This is a genomic window from Streptomyces sp. NPDC057302 (assembly GCF_042667685.1).
Lineage (GTDB): Bacteria > Actinomycetota > Actinomycetes > Streptomycetales > Streptomycetaceae > Streptomyces.
The window spans coordinates 25,930-49,970 of record NZ_JBHUZJ010000013.1; the positions used below are offsets into that span (position 1 = coordinate 25,930).

The 24,041-nt window shown below is 72.5% G+C and carries 24 protein-coding genes, 1 other RNA gene and 1 pseudogene; 11 read left to right on the forward strand and 15 right to left on the reverse strand.

What is annotated here, in order from left to right:
- Positions 1-28 precede the first annotated feature (28 nt).
- The 3 genes from ACFUPX_RS12455 to ACFUPX_RS12465 all read left to right on the forward strand — a co-directional run bounded on the left by ACFUPX_RS12455 (position 29) and on the right by ACFUPX_RS12465 (position 2,531).
- Positions 29-880: an SDR family oxidoreductase gene (locus ACFUPX_RS12455; RefSeq protein ID WP_383320096.1), complete on the forward strand. Its 852-nt coding sequence runs from the start codon at positions 29-31 to the stop codon at positions 878-880.
- Between the two features lie 162 nt (positions 881-1,042).
- Positions 1,043-1,516, forward strand: a complete 474-nt coding sequence (locus ACFUPX_RS12460) for a lamin tail domain-containing protein (protein WP_383320098.1) — start codon at positions 1,043-1,045, stop codon at positions 1,514-1,516.
- Between the two features lie 118 nt (positions 1,517-1,634).
- Positions 1,635-2,531 carry a PhzF family phenazine biosynthesis protein gene (locus tag ACFUPX_RS12465; protein WP_383320100.1) on the forward strand — a complete coding sequence of 299 codons (897 nt, stop codon included), beginning with the start codon at positions 1,635-1,637 and terminating at the stop codon, positions 2,529-2,531.
- Between the two features lie 12 nt (positions 2,532-2,543).
- On the opposite strand, the gene ACFUPX_RS12470 is transcribed toward ACFUPX_RS12465, so the two are convergent.
- Together ACFUPX_RS12470 and ACFUPX_RS12475 are read right to left on the reverse strand one after the other, a co-directional pair.
- Positions 2,544-3,575 carry an aldo/keto reductase gene (locus tag ACFUPX_RS12470; RefSeq protein ID WP_383320101.1) on the reverse strand — a complete coding sequence of 344 codons (1,032 nt, stop codon included), beginning with the start codon at positions 3,573-3,575 and terminating at the stop codon, positions 2,544-2,546.
- Between the two features lie 74 nt (positions 3,576-3,649).
- Complete coding sequence (locus tag ACFUPX_RS12475; protein WP_383320103.1) at positions 3,650-3,973, reverse strand: nuclear transport factor 2 family protein; 324 nt, start codon at positions 3,971-3,973, stop codon at positions 3,650-3,652.
- Between the two features lie 153 nt (positions 3,974-4,126).
- Between ACFUPX_RS12475 and ACFUPX_RS12480 the strand changes: the two genes are divergently transcribed.
- Positions 4,127-4,678, forward strand: coding sequence for a DoxX family protein (locus ACFUPX_RS12480; protein WP_383320105.1), 552 nt, complete (start codon positions 4,127-4,129; stop codon positions 4,676-4,678).
- Here the strand turns inward: ACFUPX_RS12480 and ACFUPX_RS12485 are convergent.
- Positions 4,671-5,618, reverse strand: a complete 948-nt coding sequence (locus ACFUPX_RS12485; RefSeq protein ID WP_383320106.1) for a phosphotransferase family protein — start codon at positions 5,616-5,618, stop codon at positions 4,671-4,673. The genes ACFUPX_RS12480 and ACFUPX_RS12485 overlap by 8 nt on opposite strands.
- 185 nt (positions 5,619-5,803) lie before the next feature.
- Between ACFUPX_RS12485 and ACFUPX_RS12490 the strand changes: the two genes are divergently transcribed.
- Positions 5,804-6,589 (forward strand): hypothetical protein, encoded by a 786-nt coding sequence (locus tag ACFUPX_RS12490; RefSeq protein ID WP_383320108.1) that lies wholly within the window; start codon positions 5,804-5,806, stop codon positions 6,587-6,589.
- A 105-nt stretch (positions 6,590-6,694) separates the two neighbouring features.
- On the opposite strand, the gene ACFUPX_RS12495 is transcribed toward ACFUPX_RS12490, so the two are convergent.
- Positions 6,695-7,099 carry a hypothetical protein gene (locus ACFUPX_RS12495; RefSeq protein WP_383320310.1) on the reverse strand — a complete coding sequence of 135 codons (405 nt, stop codon included), beginning with the start codon at positions 7,097-7,099 and terminating at the stop codon, positions 6,695-6,697.
- Between the two features lie 336 nt (positions 7,100-7,435).
- Between ACFUPX_RS12495 and ACFUPX_RS12500 the strand changes: the two genes are divergently transcribed.
- Entirely contained in the window at positions 7,436-8,392 is a 957-nt protein-coding gene (locus ACFUPX_RS12500) for a glutaminase (protein ID WP_383320110.1), read from the forward strand.
- A gap of 28 nt (positions 8,393-8,420) precedes the next feature.
- On the opposite strand, the gene rnpB is transcribed toward ACFUPX_RS12500, so the two are convergent.
- The 5 genes and pseudogenes from rnpB to ACFUPX_RS12525 form a co-directional block, all read right to left on the reverse strand.
- Positions 8,421-8,830: RNase P RNA component class A (gene rnpB, locus ACFUPX_RS12505), an RNA gene on the reverse strand.
- 121 nt (positions 8,831-8,951) lie between these two features.
- Positions 8,952-9,731: pseudogene (locus ACFUPX_RS12510) on the reverse strand (DMT family transporter); the annotation flags it as partial.
- A gap of 10 nt (positions 9,732-9,741) precedes the next feature.
- A complete protein-coding gene (locus ACFUPX_RS12515; RefSeq protein WP_383320112.1) occupies positions 9,742-10,692 on the reverse strand; it encodes an AraC family transcriptional regulator in 951 nt (316 codons plus the stop codon).
- A gap of 23 nt (positions 10,693-10,715) precedes the next feature.
- Positions 10,716-11,276, reverse strand: a complete 561-nt coding sequence (locus tag ACFUPX_RS12520) for a TetR/AcrR family transcriptional regulator (RefSeq protein ID WP_383320312.1) — start codon at positions 11,274-11,276, stop codon at positions 10,716-10,718.
- Between the two features lie 22 nt (positions 11,277-11,298).
- Positions 11,299-11,766 carry a DUF4260 family protein gene (locus ACFUPX_RS12525; protein WP_383320114.1) on the reverse strand — a complete coding sequence of 156 codons (468 nt, stop codon included), beginning with the start codon at positions 11,764-11,766 and terminating at the stop codon, positions 11,299-11,301.
- 216 nt (positions 11,767-11,982) lie between these two features.
- Between ACFUPX_RS12525 and ACFUPX_RS12530 the strand changes: the two genes are divergently transcribed.
- Positions 11,983-12,861: a MerR family transcriptional regulator gene (locus ACFUPX_RS12530; protein WP_383320314.1), complete on the forward strand. Its 879-nt coding sequence runs from the start codon at positions 11,983-11,985 to the stop codon at positions 12,859-12,861.
- Positions 12,858-13,685 (forward strand): hypothetical protein, encoded by an 828-nt coding sequence (locus ACFUPX_RS12535; protein WP_383320116.1) that lies wholly within the window; start codon positions 12,858-12,860, stop codon positions 13,683-13,685. Before ACFUPX_RS12530 ends, ACFUPX_RS12535 begins: the two co-directional genes overlap by 4 nt.
- Here the strand turns inward: ACFUPX_RS12535 and ACFUPX_RS12540 are convergent.
- Positions 13,636-15,078 (reverse strand): RNB domain-containing ribonuclease, encoded by a 1,443-nt coding sequence (locus tag ACFUPX_RS12540; protein WP_383320117.1) that lies wholly within the window; start codon positions 15,076-15,078, stop codon positions 13,636-13,638. The two genes, ACFUPX_RS12535 and ACFUPX_RS12540, sit on opposite strands and share 50 nt — an antisense overlap.
- 561 nt (positions 15,079-15,639) lie before the next feature.
- Here ACFUPX_RS12540 and yaaA point away from each other — a divergent pair.
- The gene (gene yaaA, locus ACFUPX_RS12545; RefSeq protein ID WP_383320119.1) at positions 15,640-16,446 is read left to right on the forward strand and encodes a peroxide stress protein YaaA; all 807 of its coding nucleotides are present in this window, start codon (positions 15,640-15,642) and stop codon (positions 16,444-16,446) included.
- A gap of 73 nt (positions 16,447-16,519) precedes the next feature.
- Positions 16,520-17,158, forward strand: a complete 639-nt coding sequence (gene eda / locus ACFUPX_RS12550; protein ID WP_383320121.1) for a bifunctional 4-hydroxy-2-oxoglutarate aldolase/2-dehydro-3-deoxy-phosphogluconate aldolase — start codon at positions 16,520-16,522, stop codon at positions 17,156-17,158.
- Positions 17,159-17,310: 152 nt separating this feature from the next.
- Here eda and ACFUPX_RS12555 read toward each other — a convergent pair whose 3' ends face one another.
- From ACFUPX_RS12555 to ACFUPX_RS12570, 4 genes are all read right to left on the reverse strand, one after another.
- Positions 17,311-18,573 carry a bifunctional RNase H/acid phosphatase gene (locus tag ACFUPX_RS12555; protein ID WP_383320123.1) on the reverse strand — a complete coding sequence of 421 codons (1,263 nt, stop codon included), beginning with the start codon at positions 18,571-18,573 and terminating at the stop codon, positions 17,311-17,313.
- Positions 18,574-18,585: 12 nt separating this feature from the next.
- Positions 18,586-19,329 (reverse strand): zinc ribbon domain-containing protein, encoded by a 744-nt coding sequence (locus ACFUPX_RS12560; protein WP_383320315.1) that lies wholly within the window; start codon positions 19,327-19,329, stop codon positions 18,586-18,588.
- Positions 19,326-20,177 carry a Nif3-like dinuclear metal center hexameric protein gene (locus ACFUPX_RS12565; protein WP_383320125.1) on the reverse strand — a complete coding sequence of 284 codons (852 nt, stop codon included), beginning with the start codon at positions 20,175-20,177 and terminating at the stop codon, positions 19,326-19,328. The genes ACFUPX_RS12560 and ACFUPX_RS12565 overlap by 4 nt, the downstream gene beginning before the upstream one ends.
- Positions 20,178-20,271: 94 nt before the next feature.
- Positions 20,272-21,333 (reverse strand): ABC transporter substrate-binding protein, encoded by a 1,062-nt coding sequence (locus tag ACFUPX_RS12570; protein WP_383320127.1) that lies wholly within the window; start codon positions 21,331-21,333, stop codon positions 20,272-20,274.
- 221 nt (positions 21,334-21,554) lie between these two features.
- Between ACFUPX_RS12570 and ACFUPX_RS12575 the strand changes: the two genes are divergently transcribed.
- Positions 21,555-22,679, forward strand: a complete 1,125-nt coding sequence (locus ACFUPX_RS12575) for a hypothetical protein (RefSeq protein WP_383320129.1) — start codon at positions 21,555-21,557, stop codon at positions 22,677-22,679.
- Positions 22,680-23,077: 398 nt separating this feature from the next.
- Here the strand turns inward: ACFUPX_RS12575 and ACFUPX_RS12580 are convergent, their stop codons facing one another.
- On the reverse strand, positions 23,078-24,025 hold the full coding sequence (locus ACFUPX_RS12580) for a 3-oxoacyl-ACP reductase (RefSeq protein ID WP_383320317.1): 948 nt from the start codon (positions 24,023-24,025) through the stop codon (positions 23,078-23,080).
- Between the last annotated feature and the right edge of the window lie 16 nt (positions 24,026-24,041).

Here is a 24,041-nt window from a genome sequence, read left to right on the forward strand (position 1 = left end):
GGACGGGCCTCCCGTACGCTGCGGGGCCATGAACGCTGAGCCAACTGGGCAACCGAACGAGCAGACGAGGACCGCCGTCGTGACCGGCGCGGGCTCCGGGATCGGCAGGGCCGTGGCGGTGGAGCTGCTACGGGCCGGCTGGTCCGTGGCGCTCGCGGGGCGCCGGAAGGAGACCCTGGAGGAGACGGCGGCGATCGCCGCGGGAGTCTCGGAGGGCGCCGCGGTGCGGCCCGTGCCGCACGCCGAGGAATCCACCGAGGTGAAGGCCCCCGCCCGGACCGACGCCCTGTGCGTGCGCACCGACGTCTCGCAACCCGATGACGTGGCCGGGCTCTTCTCGGCCGTGCGCGAGCGCTTCGGCCGTCTGGACCTCCTCTTCAACAACGCCGGCACGTTCGGCCCCGGCGGTGTGCCCGTCGAGGAGCTGGAGTACGACGCGTGGCGGCACGTCGTCGACACGAACCTCAACGGCGCCTTCCTGTGCGCGCAGGCGGCCTTCCGGCAGATGAAGGAGCAGGATCCGCAGGGCGGCAGGATCATCAACAACGGCTCCATCTCCGCGCACGTCCCGCGCCCGCACTCCGTCGCGTACACGGCGACCAAGCACGCGCTGACCGGCCTGACGAAGTCCCTCTCCCTGGACGGCCGCCCCTACCGGATCGCCTGCGGCCAGATCGACATCGGCAACGCGGCCACCGACATGACGGAGCGGATGCGGACCGGAATCCTCCAGGCCAACGGCGAACTGGCACCCGAGCCGGTGATGGACGTGTCGGACGTGGCGCGGACCGTACGCCACATGGCGGAGCTCCCCCTCGATGCGAACGTGCAGTTCGCGACGGTGCTCGCGACCAACATGCCGTTCGTCGGGCGGGGTTAGTCACCAGCGCCTCTCGTGGCCGACCGTGACCCCGCCCTCACGGTCGGCCCACATCTTCACAAGCGGAATAGGAAATGCCGCGTCAATTACGCGCATCAAGCCCCGTATGCTCAACGTACCCTCCACGAGAACTCCACATTCAGAGCACACTCGGAGCACACCTTGCGCATACGTTCCGCGGTCCCGGCCGTCCTCGCGGTCTCCGCCCTGTCGGTCTCGCTGCTCGCCACGTCCCCCGCGACCGCGGCCACCGCCGCTCGCCATCAGGGCGGACTGCACCTCGGGTACATCCAGTTCGACAGTCCGGGCCGGGACTCCCGTTCCAACTCCTCGATGAACGCGGAGTGGGTGAACATCCACAACAGCTCCGGCTCGGCGGTCCAGCTCAAGGGCTACAAGCTGAAGGACAACACCGGCTACACGTACACCTTCGGCAGCTACAAGATCGGCTCCGGCAAGACGGTCAAGGTCCGCACGGGCAAGGGCACCAACGCGTCCGGCGTGCGCTACTGGGGCCGCGGCTCGTACGTCTGGAACAACACCAGCGACAAGGCCCGCCTCATCAAGCCCAGCGGTTCGCTCAAGGACTCCTGCTCCTGGACGAACAGCAACCCCGGTTACAAGAGCTGCCACTGACGGCTCACATGCCACCGCGAAGGGGAGGGGGCAGGGCAGCCGCTCCGTGACGGCCGATGAAAGCCCGCGCCGGGGAGCCGCGGGAATGACCGGGGCCGCGGAACGGTTGCCCTGCGACATGACGACGAAGACGCCTGACACCGCCTCCGCCTCCTGCGACGTGCTGCGCTACACCGCGTTCTCGACCGACCCGGCGGGCGGCAACCCGGCCGGGATCGTGCTCGACGCCGCGGGTCTCGACGATGCGGTGATGCTGGGGATCGCGGCGGAGGTGGGGTACAGCGAGTCGGCGTTCCTGACTCCGGGCCCCCATTCCCCCGCCGCCGGTGCGGCCCGGCCCTTCGACGTGCGCTACTTCAGCCCGCGGGCGGAGGTCTCCTTCTGCGGTCACGCGACGGTGGCGGCGGCGGTCGCGCTCGCCGAACGGGGTCACGGGCCCGGCGACTTCGTCTTCTCCACGCAGGCGGGCACGGTGCCGGTGACCGTGACCGACGTGGACGGCACCCTGCGGGCGACGCTCACCAGCGTCGAGCCGCACGTCGAGGAGGTCACGGCGGCCGACCTGACCGAGGCCTTGGCCGCGCTGGACTGGCCCGCGGCCGACCTCGACCCGGCGCTCCCGCCCCGTCTCGCCTACGCGGGCGCCCGCCACCTGATCCTGGCCGCCGCGACCCGCGAACGGCTCGCCGACCTGTCGTACGACTTCGAACGCCTCGCGGCCCTGATGCGGCGCCTGGATCTGACCACGGTCCAACTGGTCTGGCGGGAGTCGGACTTGACCTTCCACGCGCGCGATCCGTTCCCGGTGGGCGGGGTCGTGGAGGACCCCGCCACGGGTGCGGCGGCGGCCGCCTTCGGCGCGTACGCACGTGAACTGGGCCTGATCCCGCAGGAGTCGGAGCTCACCCTGTACCAGGGGGCGGACATGGGGCGCCCCGGAGTGCTCACGGTCAACCTGCGCGAAGGCGACGCCCGGGTGCGGGTGAGCGGGGCGGCGGTGCGGATCGAGGGCTAGCCCCTTCGGGGCCTACGCCCCCCGCAGGATCCGCTCGACCTCCGCCAACTCCCCTTCCGTCAGCGCCCCGTGCTCCAGCGCGCCCACGTTCTCCTCGACCTGCGCCACGGTCCGGAACCCCGGGACGGGCACGGCCTGCGGACTCCGCGCCCACAGCCAGGCGAGGGCTCCCTGCGCGAGGCTCCGGCCACCGCCGGTCAGCACCGACCGCACCGCGTCCACCCGCCCCAGCCACTCGGGGTCCGCGCCACCGCCCGTCCCGAAGCCCGGCAGCCAGGCGGGCGGCGCGCTGCGGATGTCCCCGGCCACCGGCGCACGCCCGGCCACGTACTTCCCCGTCAGGAGCCCCATCGCCAACGGGCTCCGCAGCACGCTCGCGAGCCCGAGCTCCGCGCAGAGCGCCACCATCTCCGGCGCGTCCTGAAGCACATTGCAGCGGTACTGCACCGCCGCACAGTGCGGCCCCTCGGCGAAGACCGCGGCCCGCTGCGTGTCGTCCGTACTCCACCCGTACGCCCTGATGAGCCCCTCCCGCACGAACTCCTCGCAGGCGTCCCGGAGTTGAGCGGCCCGCTCCAGGTCACCGTCGGCGATGTGCAGCTGGTAGAGGTCGACGTGATCCGTACCGAGCCGCTTCAGCGAGGCGGTCAGCGCACGGCGTGCGTACGCGACCGAGTCGTCCGCGATCCCGAGCGCGGTCCGCTTCTCCTCGTCGAAGAGGTTGCCCCACTTCGTGGCGATCACTACGTCGTCCCGCCGCGCGCCCAGCGCACGGCCCAGGATCCGCTCGCTGTGCCCGGTCCCGTAGTTGTCGGCGGTGTCGAAGAAGTTCACGCCGAGGTCGACCGCCCGCCGGATCGCCCGCACCGACTCCTCGTCGTCGACCGCGCCCCAGCCGAGCGGTTCCCCGCCGGGCCCCGACCACTCGCCGCCGATGGCCCAGCAGCCGAGCCCGAGCGCACTGACCTCGATGCCGCTGCGTCCCAACGTCCTACGGGCCGTACCCGTCGTCCCTGCCGTACCTGCAGTACCTGTCGTCTCCATGCCCAGGGACGCTAGGAGTTGAAGTGCATACGAAGGCAAGCCCTCGCACACGAATCATCCTCCCCGCCCCTGCTTCAGGCCTGGCCCGTCTCGAACCGGGAGATCTTCCCGCCGTCGACGGTGAACCGCCACTTCGTCCGCATCTCGCCCCACGTGTCGTTGCGGTACGTGACGATCATCATGCGCCCGCCGTCCGACTCGTTCTCCACGTCCATGTGACCGTGCGAGGAGAAGACCTCGCGCTCCGCCCACTCGGAGATGTCCTGGCCGTTGCCGTCGTCCGACATGGTCGCGTCGGCGGTGAGGAGCGCCTGGAAGGCGGCCCGGTCGTGGGAGTTCACGGCGGTGACGAAGTCCCGGACCGTCGGGTCGGTCAGCCGGTTTACCTGAATGCTCATGCACCCACGGTCACATCGGCCGTCCCGCCCCGCCACCGGGCGGGGTCACCCGTACGGCCGATTGAGCCGGGTACGCGGCGGGGCTCTGGCGGACGGTGGGGGAAGACGCCCGCCAACCTCAGAAGATGCCCGCCTACCTCAGGAGACAGCGCCATGACCCGTTCCTGCTTCGACCGACGCGACTTCGGCCTGCTCCTGCTCCGGGTCACGACCGGCGGGGTCCTTGCGGCGCACGGCGCCCAGAAGCTCTTCGGCTGGTTCGGCGGGCACGGCATCGAAGGGACCGGCGCCTTCATGGAGTCCATCGGCTTCCAGCCCGGCAAGGCGAACGCCGTCATCGCAGGGCTGGCCGAGGCGGGCGGCGGCACCCTGCTCGCCCTGGGCCTCGCGACGCCCGCGGCCGGTTCGGCGGCGGCGGGCGCCATGGCCGGGGCGACGGCGGTGCACGCCCCCAACGGCTTCTTCAGCCAGGGCGGCGGCTACGAGTACCCGGCCTTCCTCGGCATGGTCTCCGCGGCCCTCGCCGTCACCGGCCCCGGCGCCTACTCGGTCGACAGCGCACTCGGCCACTCCTTCAACCGCAACTGGATGGTGCCCGCGGCCCTGGCGGGCACGGCCGTCGGGGCGCTCGTCTCGGTGGGCTCGCGGGCGAAGAACGTACGCGAGCAGCAGAGCCCCGCGACGCCGGGAGACCCGGTCACGTAGCCAGATCCCGGCTCCCGGTGTCGAACCACGCCTGGGCCAGCGCGTCGAGCGTCGGCTCCGGCGGGGCGGGCAGCTCCCGCAGGTACCAGGGCAGGTTGCTGTAGACGTGGAGCAGGGTGTGGGCGAGGAGTTCACGTGGCTCGAAGGTGCGGCCGTAAGCCCGCAGGAAGCGCCCGAGCAGGCCCGGTTCCGCGCGCGTGACGAAAACGCCGATGCCCACGAAGTCGTACGCCCTGTCACCGATCATGGCGGGCTCGAAGTCGAAGAGTCCGGTGAGAGCCACTTGCCCGCCCAGGGGGCCGACCAGCAGGTGCTGGCGCATGAACTCGGTGTGCAGGAGTACGGGCGGCGCATCGGCACGCAGCGGCACCGCGTCCAGGAAGCCGGGGATCTGCTCCGCCCAGCTCTCCGGCAGCCCGCGCTCCCGCTGCCGCCGCACGGCCCCGGCGCGCTGTCTGCCGAGGAAGGCCCCCCAGTCACCGGGCCCGAGCACATCGGCGAGCGGCGCGGGATCCAGGGCGTGCAGCGCGGCGAGCGCCTCGCCGGCCTCGGTGACGAGGCGCTCCCGGTCGGCGCGCGGGATGCGCGGCCAGGCGACGGCGAGGTCTTCGCCGGGCAGCCGGGACATCAACACGTAGCGCCAGCCGTTCTCGTACGTCCCGGCCGCGTGCACGCGCGGTGTGGGGACGGGCAGCCGCCCCTCAAGATGGCTCAACACCCGCTCCTCGACGAGGCCGTCGTCGGCGGTGACGCCGGGGAAGAGCTTCAGTACGAGGTCGTCGCCGACGCCGTAGACGGGCTGTGTCCCCTCCGTGAACCGGACGAGCGGCGCCCCGGCGACGCCGAGCCTGGCGCAGAGGTCCTCGACCCCGGGCCGCATGAGGGCCTCGTCGGGAACGACGACGTCCCATTGCTCGTCGGTGTCCACCACAGGCAGCATGATCGGCACGGTAGGGGGTGGTCGGGGCCGCGGCAACGTGATTTGAGGGCCCCGGCCGTGGGCTAGCGGGGACGACTGTCCGGGAACGGCTGCCCAGGGACGGCGATAGCGATAGCGACCGAAGTCTGCCGCCCATCGACTTTCGGCCGCTCCCCCGCGGCCCCCGGCCGCCTAGCGTCGAGGACATGACCAGCGAAGAGAGCCTCGGCCCCGTCTCGCTCCGCAAGGATCGCAAGGACCGCAACGATGGCAACGACCGCACCACGGTGCTCGGTTACCCGCGCGGTGACCTGCTGACCGTACTCATCGGCATGCCGCTCCTCGGCCTCCTGCTCGGCATCGCCCTGCCGCCGCTGGCCCGGTGGCTGAGCCGGTCGCCGGTGCTGCCCTGGCGGGACGGCATCACGTTCGTCGGAACCCTGGACAAGCCGTGGCAGGCGGCGATCGCGATGGGCGCGGGCCTGGTCGCCGGTCTTCTCCTCGCCCTCACGGAGATCGAGGAGACCCTGAAGCTGACGCTGACCGACCAGGAGCTGGCGGCCGAGCAGCACGACCGGACGCGGACCATCGAACGCGCCCGCGTGTCGGCGGTGTTCCTGGACGGCAAGGAACTGGTGGTACTCGACGAGACGTCACGCGAGTTCACGCGCGGCGTCCACAAGGCGGCGGCGCCGGCCCTGGCCGGGGCGTTCGGCGCGCACGGCTACCCGTGGCGGGAGACCGACCCGCACGCGGCCCTGTTCCACCGCTGGATCCCCGGCGCTCCCGGCCTGCCCGCCGAGGCGCACGCGGTCCTCGGGGCGCGGAAGGCCGCGCTGAAGAACAAGGCGGGACGGGACGTCCGGGACCTCGCCGAGACGATGCAGGGTCTGGGCTACGTCGTACGGGACGAGGGCAAGGACAAGAACGCGGATCAGTACTGGCGTCCGCTGGCGGAGGGCGAAAGGGGCGGCGCCGCCCAGACTGCCTGAGGCCTGAGCACCACCGCCCCGCGAGGGGAGTCACCCGGACGCCGAGAGACCCCAGAAATCACAGGAGCTTCAAGAGCCCCAAGAGTCCTGGTAGCCCCGGGAGCCTCAGAAGACGAACGGGCCGGGCGCCTGCGCCGACGTCGCGTTGCAGGTCACGCTGATCCCGAAGACCACGACCTGCAGCGACTTGCCCTCCAGGCTGTCGCCGGTGGCGACGGTCCCGTCGAGCGGACCGGTGGACACCTCGCCGCCGGCGGGGATCGCCGGGTTGGAGCTGCCGGTGAAGGTCGCGGTGTCCGAGCCGTTCTTGGTGAGCGTGAGCGTCGAGTCGACCGAGCCCGCGGCGATGTCGATGGGGGCGGTGATCGCCGAGGTGGAGACGCTGATGGTGGCGGCGGTCCCGTCCTGGGTTGCCTTCAGCGTCGCGGAGCCCGAGCCCCACGTACCGCAGTCGAACGAGATGGTCGCGGTGTCCGGCGTCACCGCGGTGGCGGCGGGCGCCATCACCATGGCGCCCACGGCGACCAGACCGACGCCCAACGCCGACCCGGCGCCGAGCCCGCGGATCCTGCCGGTGCCGAATCTGCCCTGTCTGCCGATTGCACAACTGCCATGCCTCATGGGGAGTCCTGCCTTCAAGTGGGGGGATTGCGGGGGGGGACGGCCAACGGGACCTGACGACCAGTCAACATCCCGAACCGCTCCCATTGAGGCATGGGGCCCTTGAGGCGGCAAGGCACACTTCCATGATTCTTGACATGCTACGGCCAATTTCAGCCGCGCCCCGACCTCCCGGCAGCGGCGCCCCCGCGTTCGCCCCGCTCCCCCTCCTCCAGGGGGTGCAAAATGGCGATCATGACCTCGCCCTCCCCCTCACCCTCCCCCTCGCCCCGGACCTACCAGTCGGTCCTCGACCGCATCGCCGCCGAGATCGAGAACACGCCGGTGCGCGGCAGGCCCGCCGACTACATTCCGGCGCTCGCGGCGTGCGACCCGCGCCGGTTCGGGATGGCGGTCGCGGAGCCTGACGGCACGGTGTACGGGGTGGGCGACTGGCGGCATCCGTTCTCCGCGCAGTCCATCACCAAGGTGTTCACCCTCGCCCTCGACCTGGCGCGCGAGGGCGACGAACTGTGGGAGCACGTGGGCCGCGAGCCCTCCGGCAACCCCTTCAACTCGCTCGTGCAGCTGGAGTACGAGAACGGCATCCCGCGCAATCCCTTCATCAACGCGGGCGCGCTCGTCGTCACCGACCGCCTCCAGACCCAGACCGGGGACGCGGCGGGCACCCTCCTCGACCTGCTGCGCGCCGAGAGCGGCAACGACGGGCTCGCGATCAACGAGGCCATCGCCGCGTCCGAGTCGGCCAACGGGGACCGCAATGCCGCGCTCGGCCACTTCATGGCGTCGTACGGGAACATCGGCAACCCGGTCCCGGTTCTCCTGAACCAGTACTTCCGCCAGTGCTCCGTCGAGGCGTCCTGCGCCGACCTGGCCCTGGCCACCGGCTTCCTGGCCCGCCACGGCGTCCGCGCCGACGGCACCCGCCTGCTCAGCAGCAGCCAGGCCAAGCAGGTCAACGCGATCATGCTGACCTGCGGGACGTACGACGCGGCGGGCGACTTCGCCTACCGCGTGGGCCTGCCCGGCAAGAGCGGCGTCGGCGGCGGCATCATCGCGGTGATCCCCGGCCACTGCACCCTCTGCGTCTGGAGCCCCGGCCTGGACGAGCGGGGCAACTCGGTGTCGGGGGTGGCAGCGCTGGACCGCTTCACGACGCTGACGGGGCTTTCGGTGTTCTGAGGGGCACCCCATGGCCCGGTTGGAGCGGCAGACGAGTCGGGCTGTACGCCGGGTTCTGTCGCCCGGTCGCCTCGCGGCGGCCGGGGAGACGGCCATCCATCTAGGGTCCGCATTGCTGCGGACCTCGTGCGGTCTACCCGCGGACTCGGGCGGGCAGCCCTCGATCATCCGCGCAGGGTCCTGTTTCCAGGGCCCCTCTTGACCTTGCTCCAGGTGGGGTTTACCTAGCCGCCTGAGTCACCTCAGGCGCTGGTGGTCTCTTACACCACCGTTTCACCCTTACCGGAGACCGAAGTCTCCGGCGGTCTGTTTTCTGTGGCACTGTCCCGCGGGTCACCCCGGGTGGCCGTTAGCCACCACCTTGCCCTGTGGAGCCCGGACGTTCCTCGGGAAGAGCCCCCGTTGAGGGGAGCTTCACGCGGCCGTCCGCCCGGCTCGTCTGCCGTGTCGACCATGCTACCCGGCGCGTGCCGGGGCTCCGGCCCGCGGAGGCCCCCGTCGCCAGGAACGAGCCCGCCAGGATGAGCGTGAAGGCCGCCGCGATGCCCGCCGTGAAGGGTTCGGAGAGGAACGCGACGCCTGCCGCGACCGCGATCGCCGGGTTCACGTAGGTGAAGACGACCGCGCGGGTCGGGCCCGCCTCGTGGATGAGTTCGAGGAAGACGACGAAGGCCAGGGCCGTGCAGATGACGCCCAGGCCCGCCAGGGAGGCGAGAGTGGCGGCGCCCGGCAGCTCCGCCGGCCAGGTCGCCGCCGCGGGCAGGGCGTAGACCAGCGCCGCCAACGTCAGGCAGGGGGCGATGAGTTGGAGCGTGGGGACCGTCTTGAGGTGACGGGCCACGATCAGGGGGGCCGTCGCGTAGCCGAGCGCCGTGATCAGGACCTCCGTCAGGGACCAGGCGTCGCCGCCCGTGAGGTGCGGGACCGTGAGGACGGCCACTCCCCCGAGGCCGAGCCCGAGCCCCGTCAGGCGGCGCGCGCCGAGCCGCTCCGTGTCGCCGAAGAAGCGGGCCAGTACGGCGCCGATGATCGGTACGGCGGCGATCAGCAGACCCGCCGTGGAGCTGGAGAGGTGGCGTTCGGCGTCCGTCAGGGTCCACCAGGGGCCCAGGATCTCGATGCAGGCGAAGGCGAGCATCGGCTTCCAGTGGCTGCGCAGGACGCGGGTCAGGCCCCCTTGCCGTAGGGCGAACGGCAGCAGCAGGGCGGCGCCGAGCGCACAGCGGGTGAAGACCACCATCGACGGGGAGAGGTCTTCGACCGCCACTTTGATCATCAGGTACGGGATGCCCCAGAGGACGCCCATCAGGGAGAAGAGGAACCAGCCGCGTGCAGTCATACGGGCAGTTTCAGGCCGTTCGGCGCCCGCCGTCTTGAACGCTGTTGCGGTACGCCGCCGGGGTCACCCCCAGGATCCGGCGGAACCACCGGGTCAGGTGCGCCTGGTCGGCGAAGCCCACCAGGGACGCCGTCTGTGCCGGTCGAAGGCCCGCGTCGAGGAGCGCGCGGGCCCGGGTCACGCGGTGCTGGGCGAGCCAGGCGTAGGGCGGCATCCCCGTTGACGTACGGAAGGCGCGCAGGAGCTGGTAGCGGGAGAGGCCGAGCGGCGCGGCCAGTTCGGCGAGGGAGGGCGGGGCCAGGAGTTCGTCGGCGAGGCGGTCGCGTACGGCGCGGGCGATGCGGTCGGCGCCGGGCACGGTGTCGCACAGGAGCCGGGCGGTGCCGTGTCTGCGGGCGAGGGCGGCCAGCAGCCAGGGCAGGCGCGACTCGGCCTCCAGGAGGTCGGGGGCGGCGCCGAACTCCGGGCCGGGTCCGCCGCTGAGTTCGGTGTGCGCCGCGCGCAGGGCCGCGGCCAGCTCGGGGTCGTTCAGGACCGGGTCGCGGAAGTTCGGGACGGTCAGGGTGCCTTCGGCGAGGAGGTGCGGCGCCGGGTACATCGCGCGGTAGGCGTATCCGCCCTGGCTCCCCGGGCCACCGGTGTGCACTTCGCCCGGCGCGAGTACGACGATCGTTCCCGGCCCCACGTCGAGGCGTCCGCCCCGGTAGTCGATGACCTCGGAGCCGCCGACGCAGACGCCGACGGTGAACTCCTCGTGGTAGTGCGGGGCGTAGCGGTGCTGGTCGAAGCGGGCGGTGAGGAGGTCCAGGGGCGGCGCGCACGGTTCGAGTCGGGCGCGGGTCCAGATCGCGTGCTCACGACCGCCGGGGTCAGCTGTCCGCGCTCCGTGGGTTCCATGGGCTGCCTGGGCTCCATGGGCTCCCTGCAATCCCTGGGCTCTTGGCCCCGGTCCACCGTTCATGCCGCTCCCCCTCGTCGCCGTCCTCAGGGGTGCAACGCCCGTACGCCCCTCTTCCATGCCGTCGCCAGATCGGCGTCTTCGGGAAACCTGCCGTGGATCTCCAGGATGGCCATGCCGTGCGCGAAGGCCCAGGCGGCGCGGGCCAGGTCCAGGTCGTTGTCGCAGGCGCGCATGAGGGGGCCCGCGGCCCGGTCCTCCAGGCCTTGCGGGAGGGCGTGGCGCGGGAGGGGGCGTTCGGTGGCGAGGCGGTAGAGGTGGGGGTGGGCGAGGGCGTAGGCGCGATAGGCGTCGGTCAGGGCCTGGAGGGAGCCTGGGTGCTCGGCCTCGGCCGCCTCGCAGACCTCCGCCGATTCGGCGAGCATGTGCGCGATCAGCTCGACCTCCACCGCCGTCTTGTCGGGGAAGTGCTTGTAGAGGGACGGGGCCTTGATGCCGAGCCGGTCGGCCAGGGAGCGCATCGTGAGCTTCTCGGCGCCCGACTCCTCCAGGAGATCGCGGGCCGCCGCGACGATCTCCCGAGCGCGGGGGGTGAGGCGCGGCCGGCCTTCGGTCTCGGCCCGCCGCTCCTGTTGCTGCTCCTGCACGGCCCGCCGCTCCTGTTGCTGGTCAGCCACGCTGGAACCCTTCCTTCGTACGCAGTCCATAGCCGAAGGCGCGATCGTACGAGATGTGGGCGAGCCAGCCGCACAGGGCGGCGAAGGCGGGCGCCCATTCGATCGGCGTGAAGGTGTAGAGGGCCATGAGGGCGACGGGGATCAGGGCGCGGTGGGCCGCGTTGTAGAACGGGACGGCGCGGGGCGGGAGTTGACCCTTCGCCATGCGGGGCGCGTCGCCGATCCCCACCAGGAAGGTCAGGTCGGGGGCGATGAAGAAGGCGAAGGCCAGGAGGCCCGCGAGCCAGCCGTGGTTGACGGCTTCGAGCACGGCGAAGGCGGACCAGAAGAGCGCGTTCGCCAGCCAGGCCACGCGGCGCGCGACGGTGAGCCCGCCGAGGGGCGCGGCCGGGGCGGTGGTGTTCGCGGTGACGGCCTTCGCGGTGGTGTTGCTCTGCGGGTGTGTTGCCGTGGCGCTCATGGGGTCCCCCTCGGAAGCGGTTGGCTAACCTTGTTAGCTAGAATCTAAGGCTAACGACATTAGCCGTCAAGAGGTACGCCACCGGGAAAGGCCCCGGGAGGCCCCGGAAGGCCCAGCGCCGCTTGACCTTGCCGCAGCGTCAACGTTTCTACTGGCCTCATGAACGGGATGAGCGGGTCGAGTGGGTCGAGCGGGCGGCGCGGCCAGGGCAACGGGATGCGGATCGGTGAGCTCGCCGCCATCGTCGGCGTCACCACGCGGGCCATCAGGCACTACCACCACCTCGGGCTGCTCCCCGAGCCCGAGCGGCGGCCCAACGGCTATCGGGAGTACGGGCTGCGGCACGCCGTCGCGCTCGCCCGGATCCGGCGGCTCACCGAGCTGGGTCTTGGCCTCGCCGAGGTGCGGGACGTGCTCGCGGATGACGCGGGGCGCGAGCTCGCCGAGGTACTCGCCGAGCTGGACGCGGATCTGGCCCGGCAGGAGGACGCGATCCGTGGGCGGCGTGAGCGGCTGCGGGTCCTGCTGGACGACGCGGAGCGCGGCACGCTCTCCCCCGAGGGGCCCGTCTCGCCCGAACTGGGCGCCTTCTTCGCCGAGTTGGCCCGTTCCACCGCCGACCGCGCAGGGCCCGAGTCCGCGATGGCCGCCAAGGACCGTGAGCTGCTCGCCCTGATCGACACGACCGCGCCCTCGGAGGACCGGGACAGGCTCCTCGCCGCGATGCGCCCCGCGCTGACCACGCCGGAGGCGGTGGAGCGCGCGCACGAGGTGTACGCGCTGCTCGACGCGCTCGCGGACTCCGGCCCGGCCGACCCTGCCGACCCGGCTGACCCTGCCGACCCGGCCAACCTTGCCGACCCGCGTACGGAAGCAGCCGTGGACAAGGCCGCGCGGGCGCTCGCCGACGCGCTGCCCGACTCGCTCCTGGAGGAGCTGGGCACGGAGGGCGTGCGGGCGGTGGCCGACGGGGTCGGCGGGGTCGGCGGCGGCGCCGACGGATTCCTCGGGGCCTTGTTCGCCGACTTCGCCCCCGCGCAGGCGGAGGCCGTGCGCCGCGGGATGCGGCTGCTCATGGAGCGGGGTGCGCGATGAGGCGCCTCGTGCGGGGGCTCGCCTGGGTGGTCGTACCCCTCGAACTCACCCTCGTCGTCTGCCTGTTGGCCGGGGCCTCGCTCCCCACCGGCGTACTGATGGGCGTGGAGGCCGTCGCCCTGACGCTGCTCGCCGTCGAAGGTGTGGCGCTCGCGGTCGTCCACCGGCGGGGCGGGCGCGCGGCGGTCAGGGACGTCGTGCCGGAGCCGGTGCGCAGGATCGTCGGGCACGAGCTGCGGGTGCTCGGCAGTCTCGCCCTGTGGGTGACCCGGCGGCGGCACGGTGTGCGCGAGGGGGATCTGGCGTTCGGGCACGCCCGCGATCAGGCGGCGATGCTCTACGGCTTCGTCTTCGTCTGCGTCGTGGAGACCGTCGGCTTTGCCCTGCTGCTGCGGAACTGGCCCACGCTCCACGCGGTGATGCTCGTCGTGGACGTCTACACCGTGGTCCTGATGCTCGGCGTGCACGCGGCCTCCGTGACCCGGCCCCACGTGCTGTCCGCCGACGCACTTCGCGTACGCCACGGCGCCCACCGTGACCTGCGGATACCTCTGGACCGGATCGCCGCCGTGCGGGGCGAACGGCGCTTCACGCACGAGGCCGCCGACGGGGTGCTCAACATTCCCGTCGCCGCGCAGACCTCCCTCACGCTGGAGCTTGCGGAGCCCGTCACCGCGGTCGCCTTCCTCGGCAGGCGTCGGCAGGTGACGACGGTGCGGCTGCACTCCGACGAACCGGAGAAGCTGCGGGCCGCGCTCAAGCAGGCCCTGGACCTCACGCAGGCGCGAACTGCACCTTCGCCGCCCCGGGGTCGGCCTGCGTGAGCCGTACCCGCAGCCGCTCCCCCAGCGGAAGGGCGCCGGTGCCGCCCTCGATGCGGGCGACGATCGCGGGATCGGTCAACTGGACGGTACCGACGGCCGGTTCACGCTCCTGGACGTCCACCACCACCGCGTCGAAGAGCTCGCCGATGCGGTCCTTGAGCACCGCGGCCTCGACGAGGTCCACGCACTCCCGCTCCACGGTGTTGCCGCGCCGTGTGCCGTCCGCCATCTCCTTGGGCAGGTCGGGCAGCGCGGCGAGCACCCACTGGGGCGGCTCCTCCCCGGCCGCCGCCGCCAGGCACAGCTCGGCGGCATAGCGGTCGACGAGGCGGCGGAGCGGGGCCGTGCAGTGGGCGTAGGGGGCGGCGACGGCGGCGTGCGTGGTGAGGTCGGGGACGTCGCCGCCGCTGAACGCGGTGTAGCCGGCGCCGCGCAGGAGCGTGGTGCACTCCTGGAGGAACGCGGCGTGGTGGGGCCGGCGCGGATCGAGGGAGCGGACCAGCTCGGCGTACGGGACGTGGTGCGGCCAGTCGACCTTCAGGGCCTTCGCGGTGCGCCGGAGCCGGCCGACGGCACCGTCCGGGGCGGTGGGCAGGGTACGCAGAATCCCCGCGCCCGACTGGATCATGAGCTCGGCGGCTGCCATGCCGGTGAGGAGGGAGATCTGGGCGTTCCATCCGTCGGCGGGCAGCGGGGCGCGGAAGTCGAGTTCGTACGCGCCGTCGCGCTCGACGATCTGCTGCTCGGGCACGTTGAGGGAGATGCCGCCCCGCTCGACCTCCAACTGCTCGCGCAGCCGCCCGATGTCGGCCAGCAGCGCGAGGGCCTCATCGGCGGTGCCACCGTCGATGGCCCGCTGCACGCCGTCGTAGTCGAGCTTCGCGCGGCTGCGTACGAGGGCGCGGCGCACCTCGGTGGAGACGGCGCGGCCCTCCGCGTCGAGGTCGATGGTCCACAGGACGGCGGGACAGTCCTGGCCCGGCAGGAGGCTCGCGGCGCCCTCGCTCAGCGCGGTGGGGTGCAGCGGCACCTTGCCGTCGGGGAAGTAGAGGGTGGTGACGCGCCGGTGGGCCTCCGTGTCGAGCGGCGCGCCGGGCGTGACGTACGCGGCGACGTCCGCGATGGCGTACCGCACCCGGAAGCCGCCGCCCTGCCGCCGGGACAGGTGCATCGCCTGGTCGAGGTCGACGGAGGTGGGCGGGTCGATGGTGAAGAGGGGGATGTCGGTCGCGTCGTGCACGGGAAGCCGTGGAGCGGCGAGGGCCCGCTCGGCATCGGCGACGACGTCCCCGGGAAAGCCCTCGGGAACCTCCAACTTCGCACGCAGCTCACGCAGCGCGCCCCGCAACGGAGCTTCGGCTGCGCCGGTCACACGGAGATGGCGACGGGGCATGGGTCGAGCGTAGGCGGGGAGGGCGGTCGCGGCACGGCGGGAGAGGGGGCGGCCCACCCCTGGGCAAACACACGAGCCGCGGGGCGGGCCCGCCCCAACCCCCCGCGCCTCGGGCACCCCGAAGCGGGGCGGGCCACCCGCGCCCGCCCACCCGCCGTGCCGCAGGCCACCCGTACACGGCCAACCCCATGGCAAACGCACGAGCCGCGCGGCGGGCGACTCGCACACGCCCGACCCCACGGCCAACGCACGAGCCGCTGGACAAGCCACCCGCACACGGCCCTCCCCAGGGCGAACGCACGAGCCACCCGCGCCCGCCGACCCCCCGCGCCGCGAGCCACCCGCACGCGGCCGGACACCCCCACGCCCTACGTCACGGGCCACGCCCCGGGGCAATCGGGCCGGTGGGCGGGCGGGGAAGCACTGCTGGAGCCTCACCCCCGGGTGAACGGGCGACCACGCCCCAGCCACCGCATCAGGCACCTGCGGACCCCACCCCCGGAAGCGAATACCCTGGCCCAGGGCCCGCACCCCCACCGCCCTCACCTCCGAAGGAGACCCATGCTCGTCCTCCTGCCGCCCTCCGAAGGCAAGGCGCCCTCCGGCCGCGGCGCCCCCCTGAAGCCGGAGTCGCTCTCGCTGCCGGCGCTCGCGGACGCCCGGCAGGCAGTGCTCGACGAGCTGGTCGACCTCTGCGTGGCGGACGAGGAGAAGGCCCGTGACGTACTCGGACTGAGCGAGGGCCTGCGCGGCGAGATCGCGAAGAACACCGAGCTGCGCACGGCGGGCGCGCGCCCGGCGGGCGAGATCTACACCGGCGTCCTGTACGACGCCCTCGACCTCGCCACCCTGGACGCCGCCGCCAAGCGCCGCGCGGCCCGCTCGCTCCTCGTCTTCTCCGGACTGTGGGGCGCCGTCGCCGTCACCGACCGCATCCCCTCCTACCGCTGCTCGATGGGCGTGAAACTGCCGGGCCTCGGCGCACTGGGCGCCTACTGGCGTACGCCGATGGCCTCGGCGATGCCCGAAGCGGCGGGCGACGGACTCGTACTGGACCTGCGTTCATCGGCGTACACGGCCGCGTGGAAGCCGAAGGGCGAGGTCGCGGACCGGACGGCGACGGTGCGGGTGCTGCACGCGCAGCTCGACCCGGCGACCGGCGTCGAGAAGCGCTCCGTCGTCTCGCACTTCAACAAGGCGACGAAGGGCCGCATCGTCCGCTCTCTCCTGGAGACCGGCACCCAGCCGAAGGACCCGGCCGAACTGGTCGAGGCGCTGCGGGACCTCGGACACGTGGTGGAGGCCCAGGCGCCCGCGAAGGCGGGCAAGGCGTGGGCGCTCGACGTGGTGGTCCGGGAAATCCACTGACCCCTCCGGACCCTGGTTGCAGCATGCGCAACGCCCTTTGCGCATGCTGCGTACGCCGAGGCAGGATGCTCCCATGACTTCCCCCTCCGCCGAGGCCTCCACCTCCGTGCTCGATCTCGCCCCCGTCGTCCCCGTAGTCGTCGTGGAGGACGTCGCCGACGCCGTGCCGCTGGCGCGTGCGCTCGTCGCGGGCGGGCTGCCCGCGATCGAGGTGACGCTGCGGACGCCCGCCGCGCTCGACGCGATCCGGGCCATCGCGGCGGAGGTGCCGGACGCGGTGGTCGGCGCGGGCACCGTCATCTCGCCCCGCAACGTCGCGGACTCCGTGGACGCCGGGGCCCGCTTCCTGGTCAGCCCGGGGTGGACCGACACGCTGCTCGCCGCGATGAAGGCGTCCGGGGTGCCGTTCCTGCCGGGTGTCTCGACGACGTCCGAGGTCGTGGCGCTGATCGAGCGCGGCGTGCACGAGATGAAGTTCTTCCCGGCGGAGGCCGCGGGCGGTACCGCCTACCTCAAGTCGCTCGGCGGACCGCTGCCGCAGGCCCGCTTCTGCCCGACGGGCGGCATCGGCCTCGCGTCCGCGCCGTCGTACCTCGCCCTGAAGAACGTCGGTTGCGTGGGCGGCAGTTGGATGCTTCCGGCTGACGCGGTCTCGGCGAAGGACTGGACCCGGATCGAGTCCCTGGCCCGCGAGGCCGCTGCCCTTCGCTGATCCCGCGCCGGGGGCCTGCCGCGCGTGCACGACCGCGGGCCGGTGGGGGCTGGTCACGCAGTTCCCCGCGCCCCCTACGGGGCCGAAGCCGGAGCGCCCGAAGGGGCGCGGGGAACTGCGCGCTCAGCCCCCACCGGCCTGAGGGCAATCCCCTACCGCAGGTGCGACGTATCGTTCAGTAGCCGCACCGACGCGTTCCCGTCGCCGTAATACGCCACCGTCGACACCGACGCCGCCGAGAGCTCCATGCGGAACAGCGACTCCGGCGGCGCTCCCAGCGCGAGCCGCACCAGCGTCTTGATCGGCGTCACGTGCGTGACAAGCAGGACCGTGCGGCCCGCGTACTCGGCGGTGAGGCGGTCCCGCGTCTCCGACACCCGGCGGGCCACCTCGGCGAAGGACTCGCCGCCCGGCGGCGCCGCATCCGGCGAGGCCAGCCACGCGTTCAGCTCCTGCGGCCGGCGCGACCGCACCTCTCCGAACGTGAGGCCCTCCCAGGCCCCGAAGTCAGTCTCGCGCAGCCCTTCCTCGATGCGTACGTCGAGGCCGACGCGCGCGGCGACGGCCTGCGCGGTCTCCTGGCAGCGCTTGAGCGGCGAGGTGACGATCGCCTGGATCGTGCCCCGCGCCGCGAACGCCGCCGCCGCGCGCTCGGCCTGCTCCCGGCCCACGTCCGAGAGGGAGGGATCGGTCCCGCCGCTGCCGGAGAAGCGCTTCTGGGGCGTCAGCGCGGTCTCGCCGTGCCGCAGCAGCACGAAGGTCGCGGGGGCGCCGAGATCCGCCGGCGCCGCCCAACCGACCTGCGGGATCCGCGCGATCCGCGCCGCGCTGCTCGCGGCGCGTACGTCGGCCGCTGTGCCGACCGGAACCGTGCCTGCCAGCGCAGCCCTCGCCTTCGCCGCACCGGCGACCGCGTCACCAGGAGGACCCGTCGGAGCCTGCGCCGCCGACCGCGCGGCCCGCGCGTCGAGCTCCGCCGTCGAATCCGACGGCTCCCACCGCTCGCCCCGCTTGCCCGCGTCCATCGCCTCGTTGGCGAGCCGGTCCGCGTGCTTGTTCTGCGCGCGCGGGATCCACTCGTACGTCACCTGGGCGGGCGGGAAGACCCGCGCCGCCTCGGCGGCCAGCGGCTTCATGTCCGGGTGCTTGATCTTCCAGCGGCCCGACATCTGCTCGACGACGAGCTTGGAGTCCATGCGGACGTGCACCGAGGCGGCCGGGTCGAGTTCGTGTGCCGCCTTCAGACCGGCCACGAGCCCCTTGTACTCGGCCACGTTGTTCGTCGCGACGCCGATGTACTCGGCGGCTTCCCGCAGGGTCTCCCCCGTGGTCGCGTCGATGACGACCGAGCCGTAGCCCGCGGGCCCCGGGTTGCCCCGCGACCCGCCGTCGGCCTCGACGATGAACTCCCGCACGGCCACAGTCCCTTACAGACCCGACTCGGACGTACGGACCAGGATGCGGCTGCAGTTCTCGCACCGCACGACCGTGTCGGGGGAGGCCGCCTTCACCTCGTTGACCCCGGTGATGTCCAGCTCGATGCGGCAGCCCTCGCAGCGCCGCTGGTAGAGCCTGGCCGCGCCGACGCCGCCCTCCTTGACGCGAAGCTTGTCGTAGAGCTTGAGCAGGTCGGCCGGGATCGAACCCGCCACGACCTCGCGCTCCTTGGAGGCGGTGGCGGCCTCGCCGTCGATCTCCTCGGAGGCCGCGTCACGGCGGGCCGTCGCGTCGTCGATCTTCGACTGGACCGAGGAGACACGTTCCGTCAGCTCGGAGACCCGCTCCTGGGCGGCCTCGCGGCGCTCCATGACCTCCAGGACCACGTCCTCCAGGTCGCCCTGGCGCTTGGCGAGCGAGGCGATCTCGCGCTGGAGGTTCTCCAGGTCCTTGGGGGAGGTCACGGCGCCCGAGTCGAGGCGCTGCTGGTCGCGGTTGGCCCGCTGGCGCACCTGGTCGACGTCCTGCTCCGCCTTGGTCTGCTCGCGGGAGCAGTCGCTCTCCTCGGTGGTCGAGGCGACGAGCAGGTCGCGCAGCTGCGTGAGGTCCTTGTTCAGGGACTCGATCTCGGCGTGCTCGGGCAGGGACCTCTTGCGGTGCGCGAGCTGCTGGAGGCGTACGTCGAATGCCTGGATGTCGAGGAGTCGGATCTGGTCGGCGGGCGCGGCGTTCAGTTGGGGGCTCCTGTGGTGTCGGTATTGGAGGCCGCGTGGGCGGTCCAGGGGTCGGTGACCGTCTTGGAGACGTGGACGCGAAGTCCCCATCCGTGACGGTCGGAGATCTGATCGAGCTGCGCCGCGGCCAGCTCGCACCAGGGCCACTCGGTGGCCCAGTGCGCGGCGTCCAGGAGCGCGAGCGGCGTCTGTGCGCGGGCCTCCGACACCGGGTGGTGGCGCAGGTCGGCGGTGAGGAAGGCGTCCACGCCCGACGCGCGTACGTCGTCGAAGAGACTGTCGCCCGAGCCGCCGCTGACGGCGAGGGTGCGGATCAGCTGCTCCGGGTCGCCCGCGACGCGGATGCCCTGCGCGGTGGCGGGCAGCCGCTCGGCCGCGCGGGCGGCGAGTTCGCGCAGTGTCAGGGGGTGTTCGAGCTCGCAGATCCGGCCGAGGCCGCGGCGGCCGTGCGCGTCGGCCGGGTCCGGTACGAGGGGACGGACGATCCGCACGTCGAGCGCGCCCGCGAGGGCGTCGGAGACACCGGGGTCGGCGCGGTCCGCGTTGGTGTGCGCGACGTGCAGCGCGACGTCGCTCTTGATGAGGTCGTGGACGACGCGGCCCTTGAAGGTGTCCGCCGCGACCGTGGTCGTGCCGCGCAGGTAGAGCGGGTGGTGCGTGACCAGGAGCTGGGCGCCGAGCTTCACCGCTTCGTCGACGATGTCCTGGACGGGGTCGACGGCGAAGAGGACCCGGGAGACCTCCGCGTCGGGGTCGCCGCAGACCGTGCCGACCGCGTCCCAGCTCTCGGCCAGTTCGGCGGGCCACAGGGCGTCGAGCGCGGCGATGACTTCAGACAGACGGGGCACGAGGAAAGGCTACCTTCCCGCTGCGCTCGGCATGTCGTCCGTCACGCACCGCCACGGGCTGCTACTGAGCGCCCCCGTAGAGGGCGCGAGCCCCTTACGGGGCCAGGGTGGTCCTGAGGTCGTCAAGGACCGAATTCGCCGCGGTCACACCAAGACCCAGGTACCAGGTCTCGTCCGGAACGTCCTTGGCCCGGCCGCCCTTGACCGCGTCGAGCTTCTTCCAGAGCGGGTTCTTCTCGGCGGCGGAGCGGCCGGTCTTCTCCGCGTCGCCGTAGACCCCCGTGAAGATCCAGTCCGCGTCGGCGTCGTCGATCTTCTCGGTGCTGATCTCCGTGGCGAGGTCGTTGACCTGCTGGTTCTTGGGGCGGGGCAGGCCGGCGTCGTCGAGGATCGTGCCGATGAAGGAGGCCTTGGCGTAGAGGCGTACGCGGTCGGGCATGTAGCGGAGCATCGTGATCGTCGGCTTGTCGTCGCCGAGGTCGCGGCCCAGGGACCTCGCCTTCTCCTCGTACGCGGCGAGCTTCTTCTTGGCCGTGGCGGTCTTGTCGAGCGCGGCCGCGTTCAGGAGGTAGTTCTCCTTCCACGTGAAGCCGGGGCGGATGGAGAAGACGGTCGGGGCGATCTTCGCGAGCTGCGGGTAGAGCTTGGCGGCGCGCAGTTCGCTGCCGATGATCAGGTCCGGCTTCAGACCCGCGATCGCTTCCAGGTTGAGGGCGTTGATCGTGCCGATGTCCTTCGGGCTGCCCGCGTCCTTCTTCAGGTAGCCGGGGATGCCGTCGTCGCCCTCGGTGGGGGCGTACCCGACGGGCTTGATGCCGAGCGACACGACGTTGTCGAGCTCGCCGACGTCCAGGACCACGACCCGCTTCGGCCGCGCCTTGAGCTCCGTCTTGCCGCGGGCGTGCGTGATGGTGCGCGGGAACTCGCCGGGCTTGGCCGTGGTGCCCATCTTCGCGGTCTGCTCGGCGGCCTTGGCGAAGTCGTCGCCGCCCTGGGCGACGGCCTTGCTGCCGCTGCCGTCGTCGGACGAGCCGGAGCCGTCGCCGGAGCCGCAGGCCGCGAGGGACAGTGCGCCGGCCACGGCGAGGGCGACCGCCGCGGTGGCACGGAGACGGCGGGGCCGTATGGACCGCGGGGACGGGGACGACGGTGCCATCGGTGCTCCATGCTCCAGGGGGTGTGCCGCGGCTGCCGCTTCCGCGGGCCCCGCAACCACTTAGGTTCGCCTTACCTTAAGCGCGCCTTCCCCGCCCAGCACAACCACCCCCGCCCCCTCAGGCGAATCGGTACTTCGCCACCCTTCTGTGTGAAGCGGGCGGCCACGGGTGCCACGGCAGCGCGTGCGAAAACTAGCTTCGGGGCCCGGAGGTACCCCCCATGACAGCGCCCACGCTTGAGCCCGAGCCCATGACCGCGCCGACGTCCCCGCCGGTGTCCCCGCCGACGTCCCGCCCGGTGCCCGCGACGCCCCCAGTGATCACCGCCAACGGTGCGTACGCCGCTCGACTCGCCCACGACGGCGGTTCCTGGTTCCCCGAGCGCTGGACCCTCGACTCCCCGGAGCCGTACGCGGTGCCACTGCCCGGCAACCAGCCGGAGGAGCCGGGAACGGAGGTGCTCCCGATGGCCGACGGGCGGGTCCTGATCCACCGCGTCGCCGACGGGCGGCACATGTTCGCTCTCCTGTACCCGACGGGCCCCGACACCGGCGAGGTGCCGCTGGGCGCCGTGGAGTGCGGGCAGGCGCGGCTGACGCTGCTGCCGCCGTCACCCGTAGGCAGCCACGCGTACGCCCTCGCGGTGGGCACGGGGTCCACGGCCCTGTGGATGGTGGCGGGCGGCGCCTTCGGGCCCGAGCACGTCGCCGAGATCCCCGGCCGCTGCTCGGGCGGGGTCTGGCTGGACGGGGAGGGCCGGATGCTGGCCCTGGACCGGGAGTTGGGCGGCCGGGTCAAGGCGGTGGCGGTGGACCTGGAGCGGGGCGGCGAGGTGTCGCCCCTCCTCCAGATCGCCGAGGAGAGCAACGACCGGCTGCTGCTCGCGGACGCGGACAGCGGGCTGCTCCTGATCCGCTCGGACGCGCCGGGCCACGAGCGGCTCGGCTGGGGGGTCCTCGGCGGTACGCGCCCGGTGCGCTTCCCCGAGTGCCTGCACCTGCCCGGCCTCGCGGTGACGCCGTTCGCCATCCAGCCCGAGCAGACGCTGATGCCGGAGAGCTGCGCGGTGGCCATGCGGATCGACGGGGCGGCGGGGAGCTGGCTCGGCCTGTGGCGCCCCACCGACCGGCGACTGCATCAACTGGCGGCGCCCGAGGGGTGGTTGGCGGGCGCGGGATGGTGGACGCGGGAGGGCGGACTGCGCCTTCCGTATGTGACGGGGGCGGTGCCGTGCGGGGTCGCGGAGGCGGAACTCCCCGCTCCGGAGGCGGCGCCCGTGGCGGTGGCCGCGCGGCCGGTTCCGTTGCAGCAGGCGCCTCTCACCGGGCGCGGGGGCGTTGGTTAGACTCGCCCGGCCGTACCGAACGATCTTCTTTACAGAGTTACTGGTTTACGGGGTGAGTATGTTGATGAGAGCCGAGATCAGCACGGAATCCGAGCGGAATCCCGAGCCGCGGGAGGCGGCGGGCAGTTCCGGCGCCGGTAGGCATCGGGGGCCTGTGGCCGAGCATGACGAGGGTGAGACGCCGCGAGGCCGGCACCGCCGACAGGGCGAGGAGAACTGACTTACTCCCCAACCCCGCCCCTTCCCGAAAACCGTGCCTGCGCCCCGGACCTACCTGGGGCTCCGCCCCAGACCCCGCTCCTCGAACGCCGGAGAGGCTGGATTCTGGCGCCCGCGCCGAGCGGCCCGCGGCGGAGCTGCACATGTCACAGCCGGGAAGGGGCGGGGTGGGGGGAAAATCATCCCCTCTTAAGCCCGAGCACCTCGGACGCCGCGAACGTCTCAGCCGCCGGCCGCCCCGCGTAATACGGCGAAAGCACCCCGTCCAGCTCCTCGAAGGTGAAGACCCCCTTCGCCGTGTCGAACTTCGCCGCCACCTTGGGCCGCTCGACCACCGCCACCATCCCGCCGTGGACCACCAGCAGCTGCCCGTTGACCCCGGCAGCCGCAGGCGACGCCAAGTAGCCGACCAGTGGGGCGACATGCTCGGGAGCGAGCGCGTCCAGCTCGCCCGCGCCCGGCTCCTGGAACCCGGCGAAGACGTCCTCCGTCATCCGCGTCCGCGCGCGGGGGCAGATGACGTTCGCCGTCACCCCGTACTTGCCCAGCGCCAGCGCGCTCGACGTCGTCAGACCGACGATGCCGCCCTTGGCCGCCGCGTAGTTCGGCTGGCCCGCCGACCCCGCGAGGAACGCCTCCGACGACGTGTTGACGATCCGGCCGTAGACCGGCGCTCCGGCCGCCTTGGACCGCTCACGCCAGTGCACGGACGCGAAGTGCGAGGTGTTGAAGTGGCCCTTGAGGTGGACGTGGATGACCGAGTCCCACTCGCCCTCGCTCATCGAGAAGATCATCCGGTCCCGCAGGATCCCCGCGTTGTTGACCAGGATGTCGAGCTTGCCGTACGTGTCGATCGCCAACTGGACGAGCCCGCGCGCCTGTTCGTGGTCCGCGACATCGCCCAGGTGCGCGACCGCCTGCCCGCCCGCCGCCCGGATCTCGGCCGCGACCTCCTCGGCCGGCGTCGCCGACGCCTCACCCGAACCGTCGCGGCCCGGCTGTCCGAAGTCGTTGACGACGACGCTCGCGCCGAGCCGGGCGAGTTCCAGGGCTTCGGCACGCCCCAGGCCCCGGCCCGCTCCCGTCACGATCGCGGCCAGACCTTCGAGTGGCTGTGGCTGTGCCAGTGGCGATGGCAATGGC

What these genes read in the sequence shown, in the direction of transcription:
- ACFUPX_RS12500 (WP_383320110.1), top strand. Translation starts at nt 7,436, where the DNA reads ATGGCGATCATGACCTCGCCCTCCCCCTCACCCTCCCCCTCGCCCCGG.
- ACFUPX_RS12455 (WP_383320096.1), top strand. Translation starts at nt 29, where the DNA reads ATGAACGCTGAGCCAACTGGGCAACCGAACGAGCAGACGAGGACCGCC.
- ACFUPX_RS12535 (WP_383320116.1), top strand. Translation starts at nt 12,858, where the DNA reads ATGAGGCGCCTCGTGCGGGGGCTCGCCTGGGTGGTCGTACCCCTCGAA.
- ACFUPX_RS12480 (WP_383320105.1), top strand. Translation starts at nt 4,127, where the DNA reads ATGACCCGTTCCTGCTTCGACCGACGCGACTTCGGCCTGCTCCTGCTC.
- ACFUPX_RS12525 (WP_383320114.1), bottom strand. Translation starts at nt 11,766, where the DNA reads ATGAGCGCCACGGCAACACACCCGCAGAGCAACACCACCGCGAAGGCC.
- ACFUPX_RS12495 (WP_383320310.1), bottom strand. Translation starts at nt 7,099, where the DNA reads ATGGTGATGGCGCCCGCCGCCACCGCGGTGACGCCGGACACCGCGACC.
- ACFUPX_RS12485 (WP_383320106.1), bottom strand. Translation starts at nt 5,618, where the DNA reads ATGCTGCCTGTGGTGGACACCGACGAGCAATGGGACGTCGTCGTTCCC.
- ACFUPX_RS12465 (WP_383320100.1), top strand. Translation starts at nt 1,635, where the DNA reads ATGACGACGAAGACGCCTGACACCGCCTCCGCCTCCTGCGACGTGCTG.
- ACFUPX_RS12470 (WP_383320101.1), bottom strand. Translation starts at nt 3,575, where the DNA reads ATGGAGACGACAGGTACTGCAGGTACGGCAGGGACGACGGGTACGGCC.
- ACFUPX_RS12530 (WP_383320314.1), top strand. Translation starts at nt 11,983, where the DNA reads ATGCGGATCGGTGAGCTCGCCGCCATCGTCGGCGTCACCACGCGGGCC.
- ACFUPX_RS12575 (WP_383320129.1), top strand. Translation starts at nt 21,555, where the DNA reads ATGACAGCGCCCACGCTTGAGCCCGAGCCCATGACCGCGCCGACGTCC.
- ACFUPX_RS12540 (WP_383320117.1), bottom strand. Translation starts at nt 15,078, where the DNA reads ATGCCCCGTCGCCATCTCCGTGTGACCGGCGCAGCCGAAGCTCCGTTG.
- eda (WP_383320121.1), top strand. Translation starts at nt 16,520, where the DNA reads ATGACTTCCCCCTCCGCCGAGGCCTCCACCTCCGTGCTCGATCTCGCC.
- yaaA (WP_383320119.1), top strand. Translation starts at nt 15,640, where the DNA reads ATGCTCGTCCTCCTGCCGCCCTCCGAAGGCAAGGCGCCCTCCGGCCGC.
- ACFUPX_RS12475 (WP_383320103.1), bottom strand. Translation starts at nt 3,973, where the DNA reads ATGAGCATTCAGGTAAACCGGCTGACCGACCCGACGGTCCGGGACTTC.
- ACFUPX_RS12515 (WP_383320112.1), bottom strand. Translation starts at nt 10,692, where the DNA reads ATGAACGGTGGACCGGGGCCAAGAGCCCAGGGATTGCAGGGAGCCCAT.
- ACFUPX_RS12570 (WP_383320127.1), bottom strand. Translation starts at nt 21,333, where the DNA reads ATGGCACCGTCGTCCCCGTCCCCGCGGTCCATACGGCCCCGCCGTCTC.
- ACFUPX_RS12490 (WP_383320108.1), top strand. Translation starts at nt 5,804, where the DNA reads ATGACCAGCGAAGAGAGCCTCGGCCCCGTCTCGCTCCGCAAGGATCGC.